At 65.3% G+C, this 14,110-nt stretch carries 10 protein-coding genes; 7 read left to right on the forward strand and 3 right to left on the reverse strand.

Annotated features, from left to right (window positions below):
• Positions 1-537: 537 nt before the first annotated feature.
• Positions 538-3,123 carry an ATP-dependent helicase HrpB gene (gene hrpB / locus DESPIG_RS01265; RefSeq protein ID WP_050760230.1) on the reverse strand — a complete coding sequence of 862 codons (2,586 nt, stop codon included), beginning with the start codon at positions 3,121-3,123 and terminating at the stop codon, positions 538-540.
• Between the two features lie 102 nt (positions 3,124-3,225).
• Between hrpB and DESPIG_RS01270 the strand changes: the two genes are divergently transcribed.
• The 5 genes from DESPIG_RS01270 to bioA all read left to right on the forward strand — a co-directional run bounded on the left by DESPIG_RS01270 (position 3,226) and on the right by bioA (position 8,920).
• Positions 3,226-4,296: a sigma-54 interaction domain-containing protein gene (locus DESPIG_RS01270; protein ID WP_006004018.1), complete on the forward strand. Its 1,071-nt coding sequence runs from the start codon at positions 3,226-3,228 to the stop codon at positions 4,294-4,296.
• Between the two features lie 74 nt (positions 4,297-4,370).
• On the forward strand, positions 4,371-5,132 hold the full coding sequence (locus DESPIG_RS01275) for a DUF4851 domain-containing protein (RefSeq protein WP_040368934.1): 762 nt from the start codon (positions 4,371-4,373) through the stop codon (positions 5,130-5,132).
• A 146-nt stretch (positions 5,133-5,278) separates the two neighbouring features.
• A complete protein-coding gene (locus tag DESPIG_RS01280) occupies positions 5,279-5,677 on the forward strand; it encodes a Ros/MucR family transcriptional regulator (protein ID WP_040368935.1) in 399 nt (132 codons plus the stop codon).
• Between the two features lie 172 nt (positions 5,678-5,849).
• Positions 5,850-6,797 carry a biotin synthase BioB gene (gene bioB, locus DESPIG_RS01285; RefSeq protein ID WP_006004026.1) on the forward strand — a complete coding sequence of 316 codons (948 nt, stop codon included), beginning with the start codon at positions 5,850-5,852 and terminating at the stop codon, positions 6,795-6,797.
• Positions 6,794-8,920, forward strand: coding sequence for an adenosylmethionine--8-amino-7-oxononanoate transaminase (gene bioA, locus DESPIG_RS01290; protein WP_006004028.1), 2,127 nt, complete (start codon positions 6,794-6,796; stop codon positions 8,918-8,920). The genes bioB and bioA overlap by 4 nt, the downstream gene beginning before the upstream one ends.
• A gap of 337 nt (positions 8,921-9,257) precedes the next feature.
• Here bioA and DESPIG_RS01295 read toward each other — a convergent pair whose 3' ends face one another.
• Positions 9,258-9,494, reverse strand: coding sequence for a hypothetical protein (locus DESPIG_RS01295; protein WP_006004032.1), 237 nt, complete (start codon positions 9,492-9,494; stop codon positions 9,258-9,260).
• On the reverse strand, positions 9,472-9,954 hold the full coding sequence (lpdD, locus tag DESPIG_RS01300; protein ID WP_006004034.1) for a prenylated flavin chaperone LpdD: 483 nt from the start codon (positions 9,952-9,954) through the stop codon (positions 9,472-9,474). The genes DESPIG_RS01295 and lpdD overlap by 23 nt, the downstream gene beginning before the upstream one ends.
• Before the next feature lie 109 nt (positions 9,955-10,063).
• Here lpdD and DESPIG_RS01305 point away from each other — a divergent pair, with 109 nt between their 5' ends.
• Positions 10,064-11,839, forward strand: coding sequence for a formate--tetrahydrofolate ligase (locus DESPIG_RS01305; protein WP_006004036.1), 1,776 nt, complete (start codon positions 10,064-10,066; stop codon positions 11,837-11,839).
• A 477-nt stretch (positions 11,840-12,316) separates the two neighbouring features.
• A partial coding sequence (locus tag DESPIG_RS01310) for a VCBS domain-containing protein (RefSeq protein WP_006004040.1) occupies positions 12,317-14,110 on the forward strand: 1,794 nt, incomplete at its 3' end.

The following is a 14,110-nucleotide window of genomic DNA, read 5'->3' on the forward strand; positions in this document are numbered from 1 at the left end:
TCCCAAAAACCGCTCATATATTTTTTTGACAGTGACGCGTGGTGCGGTGGGCAGCCGTCACTGTCGGTCCCCCGGTGGGCATGATGGAGCCGGATGGGAGAGGGTTCTTTAATGACGGCCTTCCCGGAAGCGCTATGGTCGGGAAGATATGTATGGCGTGCTGCTGGATATTGCCCGGAAGGGCGGATGCGCTGAGGGCGTTGTGCCGAGAGACGCTCCCGGCGGAACCCGCTTTTGTTTTCCCGGAAGCGGGAAAGGATCCGTGCTCTAAAAGGCAGATAGGGCGTTGAAGGGAGCGCACGGGTATCGCGTGTCTTTGGCCATACGACCGGCACATGCTGCATCCCTCCGGTTTTCAGGCACACACTTTTTCCTGTTTTTATGGTGTGCCGGGGGACTGTGAGCGAAGGGCGTGCCTGTATTTTCCCGCGACCTCTATCTTCCTGAACAAAGCGCGTTTGGGGAAGGGGTGGGGCTTGGGGAGGGGGAACCCCTTTGTGCGCCAGCCAAAGGGGTCCCCCTTCCCCAAAAAACGACCTATTTGCCGCGGGCCAGCTGGCGGTTGGTGCGGGCCGTGGCCTGGGCGGTCAGCGGGTCATCGGGCCAGGGATGGCGCGGATAGCGGCCGCGCATCTCGGCACGCACTTGCGGATAGCCGTTACGCCAGAAGTGGCCGAGGTCGCGCGTGATCTGCAGGGGGCGCCCGGCAGGCGAGAGCAGGTGCAGGGTCAGGGGCACGCGCCCGTCGGCGATGTGGGGCGTGTCCTCGCAGCCGAAGAATTCCTGCAGCTTGGCAGCCACGAAGGGCCCGCCTTCGGCATCATACACGATGGGATGGGATCTGCCGGAAGGGGCCTGCCATTGCGCGGGGGCCAGCTGTTCGAGACGTCGCGGCAGAGGATAGGGCAGCAGGCAATGCAGGGCATCGGCCAGTCGTGCGGGGGAAAGCTGGCGCAAGTCGGTGCAATTGCCCAGATGGGGCGCCAGCCAGTTTTCCAGCTCGTCCCGCAGCCAGTCTTCGGAGAGGTCGGGCCAGGGGTCGCCCCATGTCTGGTGCAGCAGACGCACACGGGCCAGCCACTGTCGTGCGGGCTCGTCCCAGGGCAGGACACGCAGCCCCTGGTCGCGGACGAACGCGCACAGGGCCAGGGCGCAGGCGTCGCCATCGGGACGGGGCAGCGGGGCATCGTCCAGCAGCAGGGCCCCCAGACGGCGGCGACGGCGGGCATTGACCTGTCCTTCCGGGCTGACGTTCAGGTCTTCGCTTTCGGTGATCTCTGCGCGGAAAAGTTTTTCCAGCACGTCATGGTCCAGCGCCGCGGCCAGACGGATGCGACCGCGCGTGCCCGCATCCACGGCGGCCACGGCCAGCACCTCCTGTCGGGCCAGACTGTCCGTCAGGGGCAGGACGGCCGCCTTGCCGTTACGCATGAGATACTGGGCCATGCCGTTGTTCTCGCCACTGCGCAGGGCCACCCGCTCGGGATAGGCCAGAGCCACGACCTCGCCCAGATGGGGCAGCTGCTGCCGCGCCGTACGCAGCAGGGAAGCCCCGGAAGCATCCGGGGCGTTGCCGGTGGGGATGTCCGCCAGGCGGGCCATGCGCTCCGCCCATTGCCGCAGGCGGCGGAAGGAGCCATGGCTGTCGCTGGGAGAACAGAAACGGTCCAGGCGCAGGGCCAGCGACGCATCCGCCAGCGGCAGGGGATCGCGCTCATCCAGCAGGGAGGCCACACAGGCCGCCAGAGCGCCGTAGCCGTGTTCCCGGGCGCGCAGCAGCAGGCAGGCCAGCCGGGGCGGCAGGGGCAATTTCACCAGCTGCCGGCCCAGGGGCGTGGGCAGCAGTTCCTCCGTGCCGGGCGTGATGGCCCCCAGCCCGGCCAGCTGTTCCCGGGCCACGGCCAGATGGGCCTTGGGAGGCAGATCCAGCCAGGGCAGGTCTTCGGGCCTGCGTGCGCCCCACACGGCCAGTTGCAGGCAGAACGGGGCAAGGTCCGCGTCCAGGATCTCCGGGCGCTGCTGGGGGCGGAAGTCGTGTTCTTCGGCCTGTTGCCACAGGCGGCAGCAGATACCGGGCTCCAGACGTCCGGCGCGACCGGCCCGCTGCCGGGCCCCGGCCAGCGAGACGCGCACGGTCTCCAGACGGGAAAGGCCGCTGGCAGGGTCGAAGCGGCTCTCGCGGGAAAGGCCTGCGTCCACCACCAGACGGATGCCTTCGATGGTCAGGGAGGTCTCGGCGATGGCCGTGGCCAGGACGACTTTGCGCTCGCCCGCGGCCGCCGGGGCGATGGCCGCGTCCTGCTCCTGCGGGCTCAGCATCCCGTAAAGAGGGTAAAGGCGGGTATCCGCGGGCAGGCGTCCCTCCAGCAGCTCGGCCACACGGCGGATCTCGCCCGTGCCGGGCAGGAAGGCCAGCAGACTGCCGGATTCCTGACGCATGAGGGCGGCGATGACATCGGCCATGTGCGGCCACAGGGCCTGGGGGCCGCTGTGGGCCGCGGCGGGCGGCAGCGGCAGATAGCGTTCTTCCACAGGGAACTGGCGTCCCTCGCAGGCGATGACCGGCGCATCCTCCAGAAGGGCGGCCACCTTGTGGCTGTCCAGCGTGGCGGACATGACCAGCAGGCGCAGGTCGGGCCGGAGCACGGCCCGGCTCTCCAGGCAAAGGGCCAGCCCCATGTCGGCATGCAGGGAACGCTCGTGGAATTCGTCGAAGATGACGCAGCCCACGCCGGAGAGTTCGGGATCGGCCAGCAGGCGGCGGGTCAGCACGCCCTCGGTGATGATCTCCAGCCGGGTCCGGGCCGAGACGGCGCTTTCCTGCCGCATGCGGTAGCCCACGGTCTGGCCCACGTCCTCGCCCAGCAGGCGGGCGGCGTAACGTGCCAGGGCCCGGGCAGCCACCCGGCGCGGCTCCAGCAGCAGGATCTTCCTGCCCTCCAGCCAGGGGGCCTCCAGCAGCCACAGGGGCACGCGGCTGCTCTTCCCGGCGCCGGGAGGGGCGCTCAGGACGGCATTGCCGTGCTCCAGGGCACCGGCAAGTTCCGCACGGACGGCATCCACGGGAGCGGAGGGAAGGTCGGGGCAACGGTAAGGCCGGGCAGCGGCAGAGGAATCTTTCATGTCAGTCGCGCGAAAGGGGAGATGCATCCCTGTTTTTTTACTGGAAATTGATGGTCTGTCAGTGTATTGACAGTGTAAAGGCCATGAGCGTGGAGAGTATTCATGGAGCTCAAGAGCAATGGAATCATCGGGCAAAGCGCCAGCCTGGCCGGTGTGTTCAAGATCCTGGGCAAAGTGGCGCCCACGGACAGCACTGTGCTTGTAACCGGGGAATCGGGAACAGGCAAGGAGTTGCTGGTGCGGGCCCTGCATGCCGCCAGTCCCAGGGCTGACAGACCCTTCGTGCCCGTCAACTGCGGCGCCATCCCCCGCGATCTTCTGGAAAGTGAACTTTTCGGCCATGAAAAGGGCGCCTTCACGCACGCCCTGCGTTCCCGTCCCGGCCGTTTCGAACTGGCAGACGGGGGCACCATCTTCCTGGATGAGATAGGCGAGATGGAGCCCGGTCTGCAGGTCAAGATCCTGCGCGTGCTGCAGGAAAAAGAGATCGAACGCGTGGGCGGCACGGGCTGCCGCAAGGTGGACGTCCGCATCGTGGCGGCCACCAACCGGGATCTGGAAGCCGCCGTGGCCGCGGGCACCTTCCGCGAAGATCTTTATTACCGCCTCAACGTCATCCCCATCCATCTGCCGCCCCTGCGCGAACGGGGGCAGGACGTCCTGCTGCTGGCCCGGCATTTCCTGGGCCGCTTCTGCCGCAAGAAAGAACGGCCGCCGCTGGAGCTTTCGCCCGTCGTGCAGCGCATCCTGCTGGCCTATGCCTGGCCGGGCAATGTCCGTGAGCTGGAGAACGTCATGGAGCGCCTGAGCGTGCTGGTCGACGGCCATATCGTGGCTCCGGAGGATCTGCCCGCACGCCTGCTCCAGAGCGTGGGGGATATTGCGTTGTTGCCGGAAGTGGAAGAATATGCCCCTGAGGCTGATGTCCTTTCCGGGGCCGGGAACGGCGAGCCCGCGGTGGCTGCCGGCAGTCCGCCCTCCGGTTTTGTCTGGCCGGATCTCCGGATCCTGGAGGCCCAGGGGATGGGACTGAAAGAATTCCTGGATGCCGTGGAGATGCATCTTATCGAAGAAGCCCTGCAGCGGACCGACGGGGTCAAGAACCAGGCTGCGGAGCTTTTGGGCATCAAGCGGACGACCCTCATCGAAAAGCTGAAGAAAAAAGGCCTGTAGCCGGTACGACCGGCGGCTTTTGACTGCGGGCCTGCCCGCAGGTTTGCCTGCCCTTGCGGCAGGAGGAGGCTATCATGAACATGAAAATGGCAAGTATCCTTTGTCTGGTCATCATGCTGGCCGGCTGTGTGGCCGGGCAGCAGCGCGGTCTGGTGGGTGATACCTATGTTTCGTCGTCCCAGCCCGCCCTTGCCCTCAAAGCCCGGGAGCTGCCCCTGATGGGCAGCACGATGGGGGCCTCGCGCCTGACAAGTTCCGGCGCCATGGGCGGGCTCATCGTGGACAGCTGGATCACGGTCTACGGCAAGGGCGACGGCGCGTCGCCGCTGGCCATCGTGGCCCATGGCGAGTTGCCTGACGGCTGGTACTGGGACGGCATCATGCGCCACCCGTTCAGCATCAATGAAGGTGTGGAGACCATCGGCGGCGTGAGCTTCCAGGCCTGCACCTATGTCACCAGCGAAAAGCGTGACGCCTTCCTGCCCCTGGAAGACCCCGAAGGGGCCCGCATCCTCGCGCAGGATGGCCAGCCGCCCCGCCGCTGGCTGGCGCGCATGTTCGCCAACCGTTTCGATTTCGACAGCGACAAGATCGTGCTGGAATACCGCGAGCCCCTGCCCGAGGACATCACCTCCATCACGGCCCTGCCGCTGGGCCGCGCCGACTATATCGCCGCTTTTGAGCAGCGTGCCCGCGAAGCCTTCGCGGTCGAGACCGCCGGTGTCCCTGCCGCAGGCATCATGCAGCAGCGCAACATCGGTACATTGCAGTGGCGTTACATGGATGAAGCGTTCTGGGGTACGGTCTCTCCCTATGACCGTATGAACTGGCGTTAGCCCATCCTGGCGAAAAATATACGATTTTGCATTTCGCCTCTATTGACGAAACGCTGTCGTCTATTGTACCCAATAAAAAGTTGCTGAAATCGGTGCAACATGGGGATGCAATTCCACTGTTGCAAGACATACGCATGAGGTACACCATGGATGATTATTTGAAAGAAGCACTGGAGATTGCCAGGGCGCAGGCCAGCGTGCGCGTCATGTCGGAAGAAGAAATCACTTCGTTTATCCAGAAAGTGGCTGCCGGTATCCGTACCGTTGCCGAAGGCGAAATGCCTGTGGAGCTGGATTCCGCCGACATGCAGCAGGATGCCCGCAAGTCCATCAAGGAAAAATCTGTAACGTGTCTTGAATGCGGCAAGACCTTCAAGATCCTCACCAAGCGCCATCTGGCCATGCACGGCATGGATGCCGCGGCCTACCGCGAAAAGTGGGGCTTCAAGAAAGATACGCCTCTGGTGTGCAAGGCGCTGCAGCGCGAGCGTCGCCGCAAGATGAAAGACATGAAGCTGTGGGAAAAGCGTCGCAAGGCCCAATAGCACAAACACCCGCCGCCCGGCGGGTTTTTTCTTTTACCGGAACCGCATATGCTGCCCTGGTGCAGGGCCATATGCTCTTCCGGGTGAGCAGACCGCTCCCCATCCCTCCGGACAGGCATCTGCCCGGCGCCTGTCTCCTTCGTTCCAAGCATTCCCCCCAAGGATCCATCGCATGAACCATCCTGTTTTTTCCGTACCCGCCACGCCCGCCGAGGCGGCCCGTCTTCTTGACGAGCCGCTGGAAGCCCTGCTGGACAGCGCCGCTGCCCTGCGCGAGCAGCATCACGGCAAGTGCATCAGCCTGTGCGCCATCATCAATGCCCGCAGCGGCGATTGCGGCATGGACTGCCGCTTCTGCTCCCAGAGCAGCCACAACCATACGCCCATCGCCCATTTCCCCTTCCTGGGGGCCGGTGAACTGCGTGAACGCATCCTGCGGCTGGCTGCCTGGCCCGTGCGCCGTATCGGCATCGTGACCAGCGGCGGCGCCCTGGAGGAACAGGAACTGCATTGCCTGCTGGCCGTGGTACGCGATCTGCCTGAAGACGTACGCCGTCGGGTGTGCACTTCACTGGGGCGGCTGCCGGAAAAGCATCTGCGTGAACTGGAACAGGCCGGTGTGCGCCGTTACCATCATAATCTGGAGACCTCGCGTGCCTACTACCCCCGTATCTGTACCACCCAGCTCTGGGATCAGCGGCGGGATACGGTGCTGCGTGCGCAGGCAGCGGGCCTTTCTGTCTGTGCCGGTGGCTTGTTCGGCCTGGGCGAGAGCTGGGAGGACAGGGTGGACTTTGCCTTCAGCCTGCGGGAGCTGGGCGTGCGCCATGTGCCCATGAATTTCCTGCATCCCCATCCGCAGACGCCGCTGGCCGGCCAGCCCCTGCTGGAGCCGGAGGAGGCTCTGCGCATCATCGCCCTGTTCCGGCATATCCTGCCCGAAGCCAGCCTGCGCATCTGCGGCGGGCGGCCCGAGACCTTGCGGGAGCGCCAGAGCGATATGTTCCGGGCCGGGGCCGATGCCCTGATGACCGGTGATTACCTGACCACGCAGGGCATGGGCGTGGAAGACGACATCCGCATGATCGAAGCCGCGGGGCTGGAGGTGGCACGTCCATGAGCGCTGGAAAGATGACAGCGGGCATTCCCGGCGGCAGGGGGGCCGTGCAGGGATTTTTCGTGACCGGCACCGGGACGGACGTGGGCAAGACCGCGTTCACGGCGGCCTTGCTGCGGGCCCTGCGTGGCCGGGGCGTGGCGGCCCAGGCCCTCAAGCCCGTCCAGACCGGCGTGCGGCCGGAGCAGCTGGCGACGTCCGTTCTGGCCGACGGCGTGGCCTATACGCGTGCCGTGGCCGATCTTCCGCCTCTGGTCCCGGCCCCTGCGGCGACCCTGCATTGTTTCTGTTTGCCCGCCTCGCCGCATCTGGCGGCAGGGGAGGAGGGCCGGCGCCTGACGGTGGCCGGCTTGGCCGCGGACGTCCGGGCCCACTGGCAGGAGACGGAGGCCTCCCTGCTGCTGGTGGAAGGGGCGGGCGGCATGGCTGTGCCCATCAATGAGGAAGAAGACACGCTGGACTTCATGGCGGCCCTGGATCTGCCTGTCCTGCTGGTGGGCAGCAATTGCCTGGGCGCGCTCAACCATGTGCTGCTTTCCCTGCAGGCCCTGCGCCTGAAGGGGCTGCATCCGGCGGCGGTGATCCTGATGGCGCCGGAGGAGTCGGAAGGTCTGAGCGCCGGGGAACGTCATGACCGGGAACGCGTCCTGGCCGACAACCCGGAATTTTTGCGGCGCCGTCTGGCGGCCTGGGGCGAGGATGCGCCGGTGGTCGTCCTGCCCCGCGTGGCCCGGCTGGATGCGGCGGGATGGCAGGAGCTGGCCGATGCCTGCGCCGTGCTGCTGCCCGCGCTGGCTCGGCATGTACCGTCCGTGACAGGTCAGGCTGCAGCTGCGGGCACGGAAGAGCCCCTGCCGCTGCGGGACAGACGCATCCTCTGGCATCCGTACACGTCCGTGGTGGATCCGCTGCCGGTCTTCGCGGCCTCGCGCAGCCACCATAACCGCATCGTGCTGGACGACGGCCGGGAGCTGGTGGACGGCATGTCCTCGTGGTGGACGGCCATCCACGGTTACAATCATCCGCGTCTGGTGGCCGCGGCCCAGCGTCAGGCCGGGAGGATGCCGCATGTGATGTTCGGCGGCCTGACCCACGCGCCCGCCGTGGAACTGGGCGAACGCCTGCTGGCCATGCTGCCGCAGGGCCTTGCGCGCGTCTTTCTGGCGGATTCCGGTTCCGTTTCGGTGGAGGTGGCGCTGAAGATGGCCCTGCAATACCAGCAGGGCATCGGCCAGAAACAGCGCACCTGCTTCCTCACGCCCCGGGGCGGTTATCACGGCGATACCACCGGCGCCATGTCGGTCTGCGATCCCGTGACCGGCATGCACTGCCTGTTCACGCATATGCTGCCGCGCCAGATCTTCATGGAACGGCCTTCCTGCCGTTTCGACCAGCCCTTCGACCCGGCCAGCCTGGATGATGCCCGTCGCATCTTCGCGGAGCAGGGCGACCGCATCGCGGCGGTCATCCTAGAGCCGCTGGTGCAGGGCGCGGGCGGCATGTGGTTCTATCATCCCGACTATTTGCGCGGTATGGCACGTCTGTGCCGTGAGCACGGGGCCCTGCTGGTCTTCGACGAGATCGCCACGGGCTTTGGCCGTACCGGGACGCTGTTCGCAGCGGAGCGGGCCGGTGTCTGCCCGGACATCCTGTGCTGCGGCAAGGCTCTGACAGGCGGCGTCATGACGCTGGCCGCCACGGCCTGCACGGAAGAAGTGGCCCAGGGCATCTGCCGGGACGGCATGGTCTTCATGCACGGGCCCACCTTCATGGGCAATGCCCTGGCCTGTGCCGTGGCCTGCGCCAGTCTGGACATCCTGGCGGAGGGCCGCTGGCGCGAACAGGTGCCCATGCTGGAAACGGCCCTGACAGCGGGCCTTGCTCCCTGTCGGGAGCTGTCGCAGGTGGCGGAGGTGCGTGTGCTGGGCAGCATCGGTGTGGTGGAGACCACCCGGCCGGTGAACATGGCCGCCATGCAGGACTTTTTCGTGCGGCGGGGCGTCTGGATCCGGCCCTTCAACCGGCTGGTCTATGTGATGCCGCCTTATGTGAGCCCCCGCGAGGACGTGGAACGCCTTTGCGCGGCCATGCACGATGTCCTGACCCTGCCCGGAATGCTGGAGTAGGGCAGGATTGCCGGGAAGGGATGTTTTGGGGAGGGAGGCCCTGGCAACCAAAGAGGACCCTCCCTCTAAGCCTTCATCCTTCCAGCAAGGGCTTTATTCAGGAGGCCGGAAAAGCGGAGCTGCGTCACAGCCCCGCCTGTCTGCTGCTCCCCGCTGCAGGGCAGGAAAGGGCGCCCCTCCGACCATATCCTGACCATAGCGAAGGCCCCGTCTGCCGTTGGCAGGCGGGGCCTTCGCGAGTAAAGCGCGCTGGGGAGGGGAAGGGGAGTTTGAGGGGAGGGGGGACCCCTCTCGCGCTAGGCGAGGGGGCTCCCCTCCCCTCAACAACATTTCTGCGCTACTTCTTCCCGCCTTCCTCTTGCGGCGCGGCTCCCGCACCGGCCAGCAGGCCTATCTGGCCACGGAAGATGACCTTGGTGGCCGTCTCGTCGGCCAGTTCGGCCACATCCATGAATTTTTCCAGCAGCTCCAGCAGGTAATAGCGGTCGTTCTCGCAGCCGTCCTTGAAATCTGTTTCCAGCTCGCCGGAGCGCATGTAGTTCTCAAATTCTTCAAGATCTTTCACTGTCAGCATGGTCGTTCTCCTGTAGCCTCCGGAGACGACGCAGGCCGCAGGCGCCCAGCATGCGGGCCAGGGCCAGGACCGTGTCGATCTCCTCGCGGCTGATATGGTCATAGTGGATGCCCGCGCTGACGCATACCGTGGACTTCAGCGCACGGCAGTAGTCCCGGGCCAGCGGCAGGGCGGCCTTGTCGTCGTGGTGCCCTGTGCGGCGCAGGACATGCAGACGCACGCCATCTTTCGTCCCGGCGGTGGCAGGCGTGGCCGCAGTCTGTCCGGCGGCCTGGGCAGGGGCTGCCTCCGGGGCACCCGGGGGCGTGGCGTCTGCGGGCTCGGCCAGGATCACGGCGCCGATGTGGGCATCGCCGCCGGTCAGCAGCAATTGCCAGTCCTGCCCGGCGGGCAACAGGCGCAATTCCAGGGCCAGCCGGCCGTGCGTGCAGCGCAAAAGAAAGGGCTGGGGTTTCTCCATCCGCAAAGCATGCTGCAGATGGCATGCAAAGGCAAGCCGAAGGCAGGCATCCGCTTGACCCAAAGCCCTGTAAAAGGGTAAGTAACAGGCAAACAAAAAAGGAGAAGCCATGGCTCTTGATCCCACCAAGCACCCTGACTGGCAGATCGCCCAGGATGCCGAAAAATCTATGAAAACTGTGGAAACCCTGGCTGCCGAGCTGGGGCTTGAGAAGGACGAGCTGCTGCCTTACGGCCACTATATGGGCAAGATCGAGCAACAGGCGGTGCTGCGCCGTCTGGCTGACAGGCCCAATGGCAAGTATGTGGACGTGACCGCCATCACGCCGACCCCGCTGGGCGAAGGCAAGTCCACCACCACCATCGGTCTGGTGCAGGGCCTCTCCAAGCGTGGTGTCAAGACCACGGCGGCCATCCGCCAGCCTTCGGGCGGCCCCACCATGGGCATGAAGGGCTCCGCCGCGGGCGGCGGCCTGGCCCAGTGCATCCCGCTGACCCCGTATTCCCTGAATTTCACCGGCGACATCCACGCCATCACCTCGGCCCACAACCTGGCCATGGTGGCCCTGACCTCGCGCATGCAGCACGAGCGCAACTATGACGACGAAAAGCTGGAACGCCTGTCCGGCATGCGCCGCCTCAACATCGACCCCACCCGCGTGGGCATGGGCTGGGCCATGGACTTCTGTTGCCAGGCCCTGCGTAACGTCATCATCGGCATCGAAGGCGACGGCCGCCGCAACGACGGTTTCATGATGCGCTCGCGCTTCGACATCACGGCCGCTTCGGAGATCATGTCCATCATGTCCCTGGCCCGTGACCTGCCCGACCTGCGCAAGCGCCTGTCGCGCGTGGTGCTGGCCTTTGACCGCGCCGGCAATCCCGTGACCACCGCCGATCTGGAAGTGGACGGCGCCATGATGGCCTGGCTGCTGGAAGCCAGCAAGCCCAACCTGATCCAGACCATCGAAGGCCAGCCCGTGCTGGTGCACGCCGGTCCCTTCGGCAACATCGCCCTGGGCCAGAGTTCCATCATCGCCGACCGCGTGGCCCTCAAGCTCAGCGACATCCATGTGACGGAATCCGGCTTCGGTTCCGAGATCGGTTACGAAAAGTTCTGGAACGTCAAGTGCCACATGAGCGGCCTCAAGCCCGATGCCGCCGTCATCGTGGCCACGGTGCGCGCCCTCAAGAACCACGGCGGCGCCCAGCCTCCCATGCCCGGCCGCCCGCTGCCCGAGCCCTACACCCGCGAAGACGTGGGCCTGGTGGAAGCCGGCTGCGTGAACCTGCTGCGCCACATCGGCATCGTGCGCCGTTCCGGCGTGTCGCCCGTGGTCTGCATCAACGCCTTCGCCACCGACAGCAAGAACGAGATCGCCGCCATTCGCCGCATCTGTGAAGAAGCCGGTGCCCGCGTGGCCCTGTCCGAGCATTGGCTCAAGGGCGGCGACGGTGCCCTGGAACTGGCCGATGCCGTTATGGACGCCTGCAACGAGCCCAACAACTTCGCCCCCCTGTACGACTGGTCCATGCCCTTCGAGCAGCGCATCGAGACCATCGCCAAGGAAGTCTACGGCGCCGACGGCGTGGAATTCTCCTCGCTGGCCAAGCAGCGCATCAAGGAACTGCAGGCCCGTCCCGACGCCGAAGAGCTGGGCATCTGCATGGTCAAGACCCAGTACTCCCTGTCCGACAATCCGGCCCTCAAGGGGGCGCCCACGGGCTGGCGCCTGCATGTGCGCGACTGCCTGTTCTATGGCGGTGCGGGCCTGGTGGTGCCGGTGGCCGGCGACATCAGCCTCATGCCCGGTACGGGTTCGCGTCCTGCCTTCCGCAATGTGGACGTGGATCTGGAATCCGGCCAGGTGACCGGTCTGTTCTAGGCCTGTCCTGACAGTATGACGCTGTGATACAAGGAGACCTTCCTGCCCCACTAGGGCCGGGAGGTCTCCTTTTTTTGTCGTGCCCCTTGGAGAGGAGCGTCAGGGAAGGGGAGGGAAGGGATCTCACAGCATGCGGGACAGGATGTGCCGGCGGGGAACGCTGTCTCTCTATCGAGAGGCAGATATTGACAGGGGTATCAAAAAATAGTATTTATTCGCAACTGGCTGTCATTGATGGATGGCCTGTAGCGTTCCTGCCTGATTCCAGGGATTTGCGTCATCGTGTTCCTTACAGGGGCAAAGTATATGCAATCATCTGGCATGGCAGGATTTTTTTATGTCTTCCCCCTGCCTTTCGCCGGACGCTCCCTGAGCGTGCCTTGCAGAGCCGAGCCCTGTCCTGACCATGTGTTGGTGCAGGGCTTTTGACGTTTACCTATTTTTTGAAAGATACCATTTTTTCTCCGGGGGTCCCTCATGGCCGATATCCGTCTTGCCAAGCCTGCTGCTGGTACCACGCAGACCGTCCCCAGCGCTCCTGACGGGCGCTTCATCTTTGATTTTCCTGCGGATGCCGCGACGCTGACCCGCAGCGGCGACAACCTCGTCCTGACGTTCGAGGATGGCGCTTCCATCCAGTTGCAGGATTTCTACACCACGTATTCCAAGGAAGAGATGCCTTCGTTCCAGGTGGAAGGTGTGGAGATCAGCGGCCAGGATTTCTTCGCGGCCCTTGGTGAAGACCTGATGCCCGCCGCCGGCCCCGCTGCCGGCAGCAGCGCCTCGCGCAGCGGCCGCTACAACGAATACGGCGGCAGCGACCTGCTGGACGGCCTCGATCATCTGGGGCGTCTGGACATCGGCTTCGACGGCGGCGTGCAACTGGCCACAGATACGGTGGAGCCGAGCCCTTATTATGAGGACGACCACGGCGTGACCGTGACGCCGTCCGCTCCCGGCACGGATCCTGATGATCCGGACATCCCCGTCCAGGGAGAAGATTTCCCGCCGACCATGCCGCACGATGTGCTCCAGGTGGACGAATCCGCCCTGGATGGCGGCAGCGGCGGGGGCTCCGCGACGGCCGACGGCAGCATGAGCGTCTCCGCCCCTGACGGCGTGGCGACCATCACCATCGGCGGCGTCGTCGTCTGGCAGAACGGCGTCCTGACGGGCAATCCCGTCCAGACGGATGAGGGGCACCTGGACGTGACCGGCTTTGACGGCACGAACCTGACCTATACCTATACGCTGGACAAGGCCACCCAGGAACACGGCAAGGAGGGTGGCGGCGAAAACGATGCCATCGCCCACGAAATGGAAGTCGTGGTGACGGACAGGGACGGCGACAGCGGCTCGGCTGTGATCCGTGTCGAGATCACCGACGACGTGCCCACCATCGAGAGCTTCGGGCACGACGTGACGGAAGGAAGCAGCACTGCCATCAATGGCGACGCCCTTGCAGGCTCTGCAGCCGGTGCGGACGGCGCGGACTTTGCGTGGACGAACCCTGCGCAGCAGGGCCAGTACGGTACAATCACGCTGAACGAAGACGGCACCTACAGCTACACGCTCGACAACGACAATGCGGTGGTGAAGGCGCTTTCCAAGGACGAAACGCTGACGGAAGAGTTCACGTACACCTACAAGGATGCGGACGGCGACGTTGCCACGGGTTCCGTGCTCATCACCATCAACGGCGTGGACAACGGCGTCGTGGTGACGCCTTCCGACCCGTCTGCGGAATCGGAAGTGGTGACGGTGTACGAGTCCGGTCTTGACGACGGCTCTCAGGCCGGGCAGGCCGGCGCGCCCACCACGGCCGAAGGCTCGCTGAGCATCAGTGCGCCCGACGGCGTGGCCGGCATCGTCATCGGCGGCGTGACCGTGTTTGAAAACGGCGCGCTTACGGGCAATAAGGTTTCCACGGATGAAGGCGTCCTCACCGTGACGGACTTCGACGCAGCCACGGGCGAGCTGAAGTTCACCTACGAGCTTACCGGCAACACCACGGAGCACGACGGCATCGGCATGGACAATGTTTCCCATGACCTTGCCGTGACCGTGACGGACGCGGACGGCACCGAGGAGGGCAGCACCATCACCGTGACCATCGTGGACGACGTACCGACGATCAGTGCGGCAGCTGACGCAGCTTCCGTCAAGGAAGGCGATCCGATCACCGGCACGGTGGACGTCGACTTCGGTGCGGACGGTGAGGGCTATCTGACGCTGGACGACCAGGAGATGTCCAAGAACGCCGAAGGCAAA

The sequence above is a fragment of the Desulfovibrio piger ATCC 29098 genome (assembly GCF_000156375.1).
Lineage (GTDB): Bacteria > Desulfobacterota > Desulfovibrionia > Desulfovibrionales > Desulfovibrionaceae > Desulfovibrio > Desulfovibrio piger.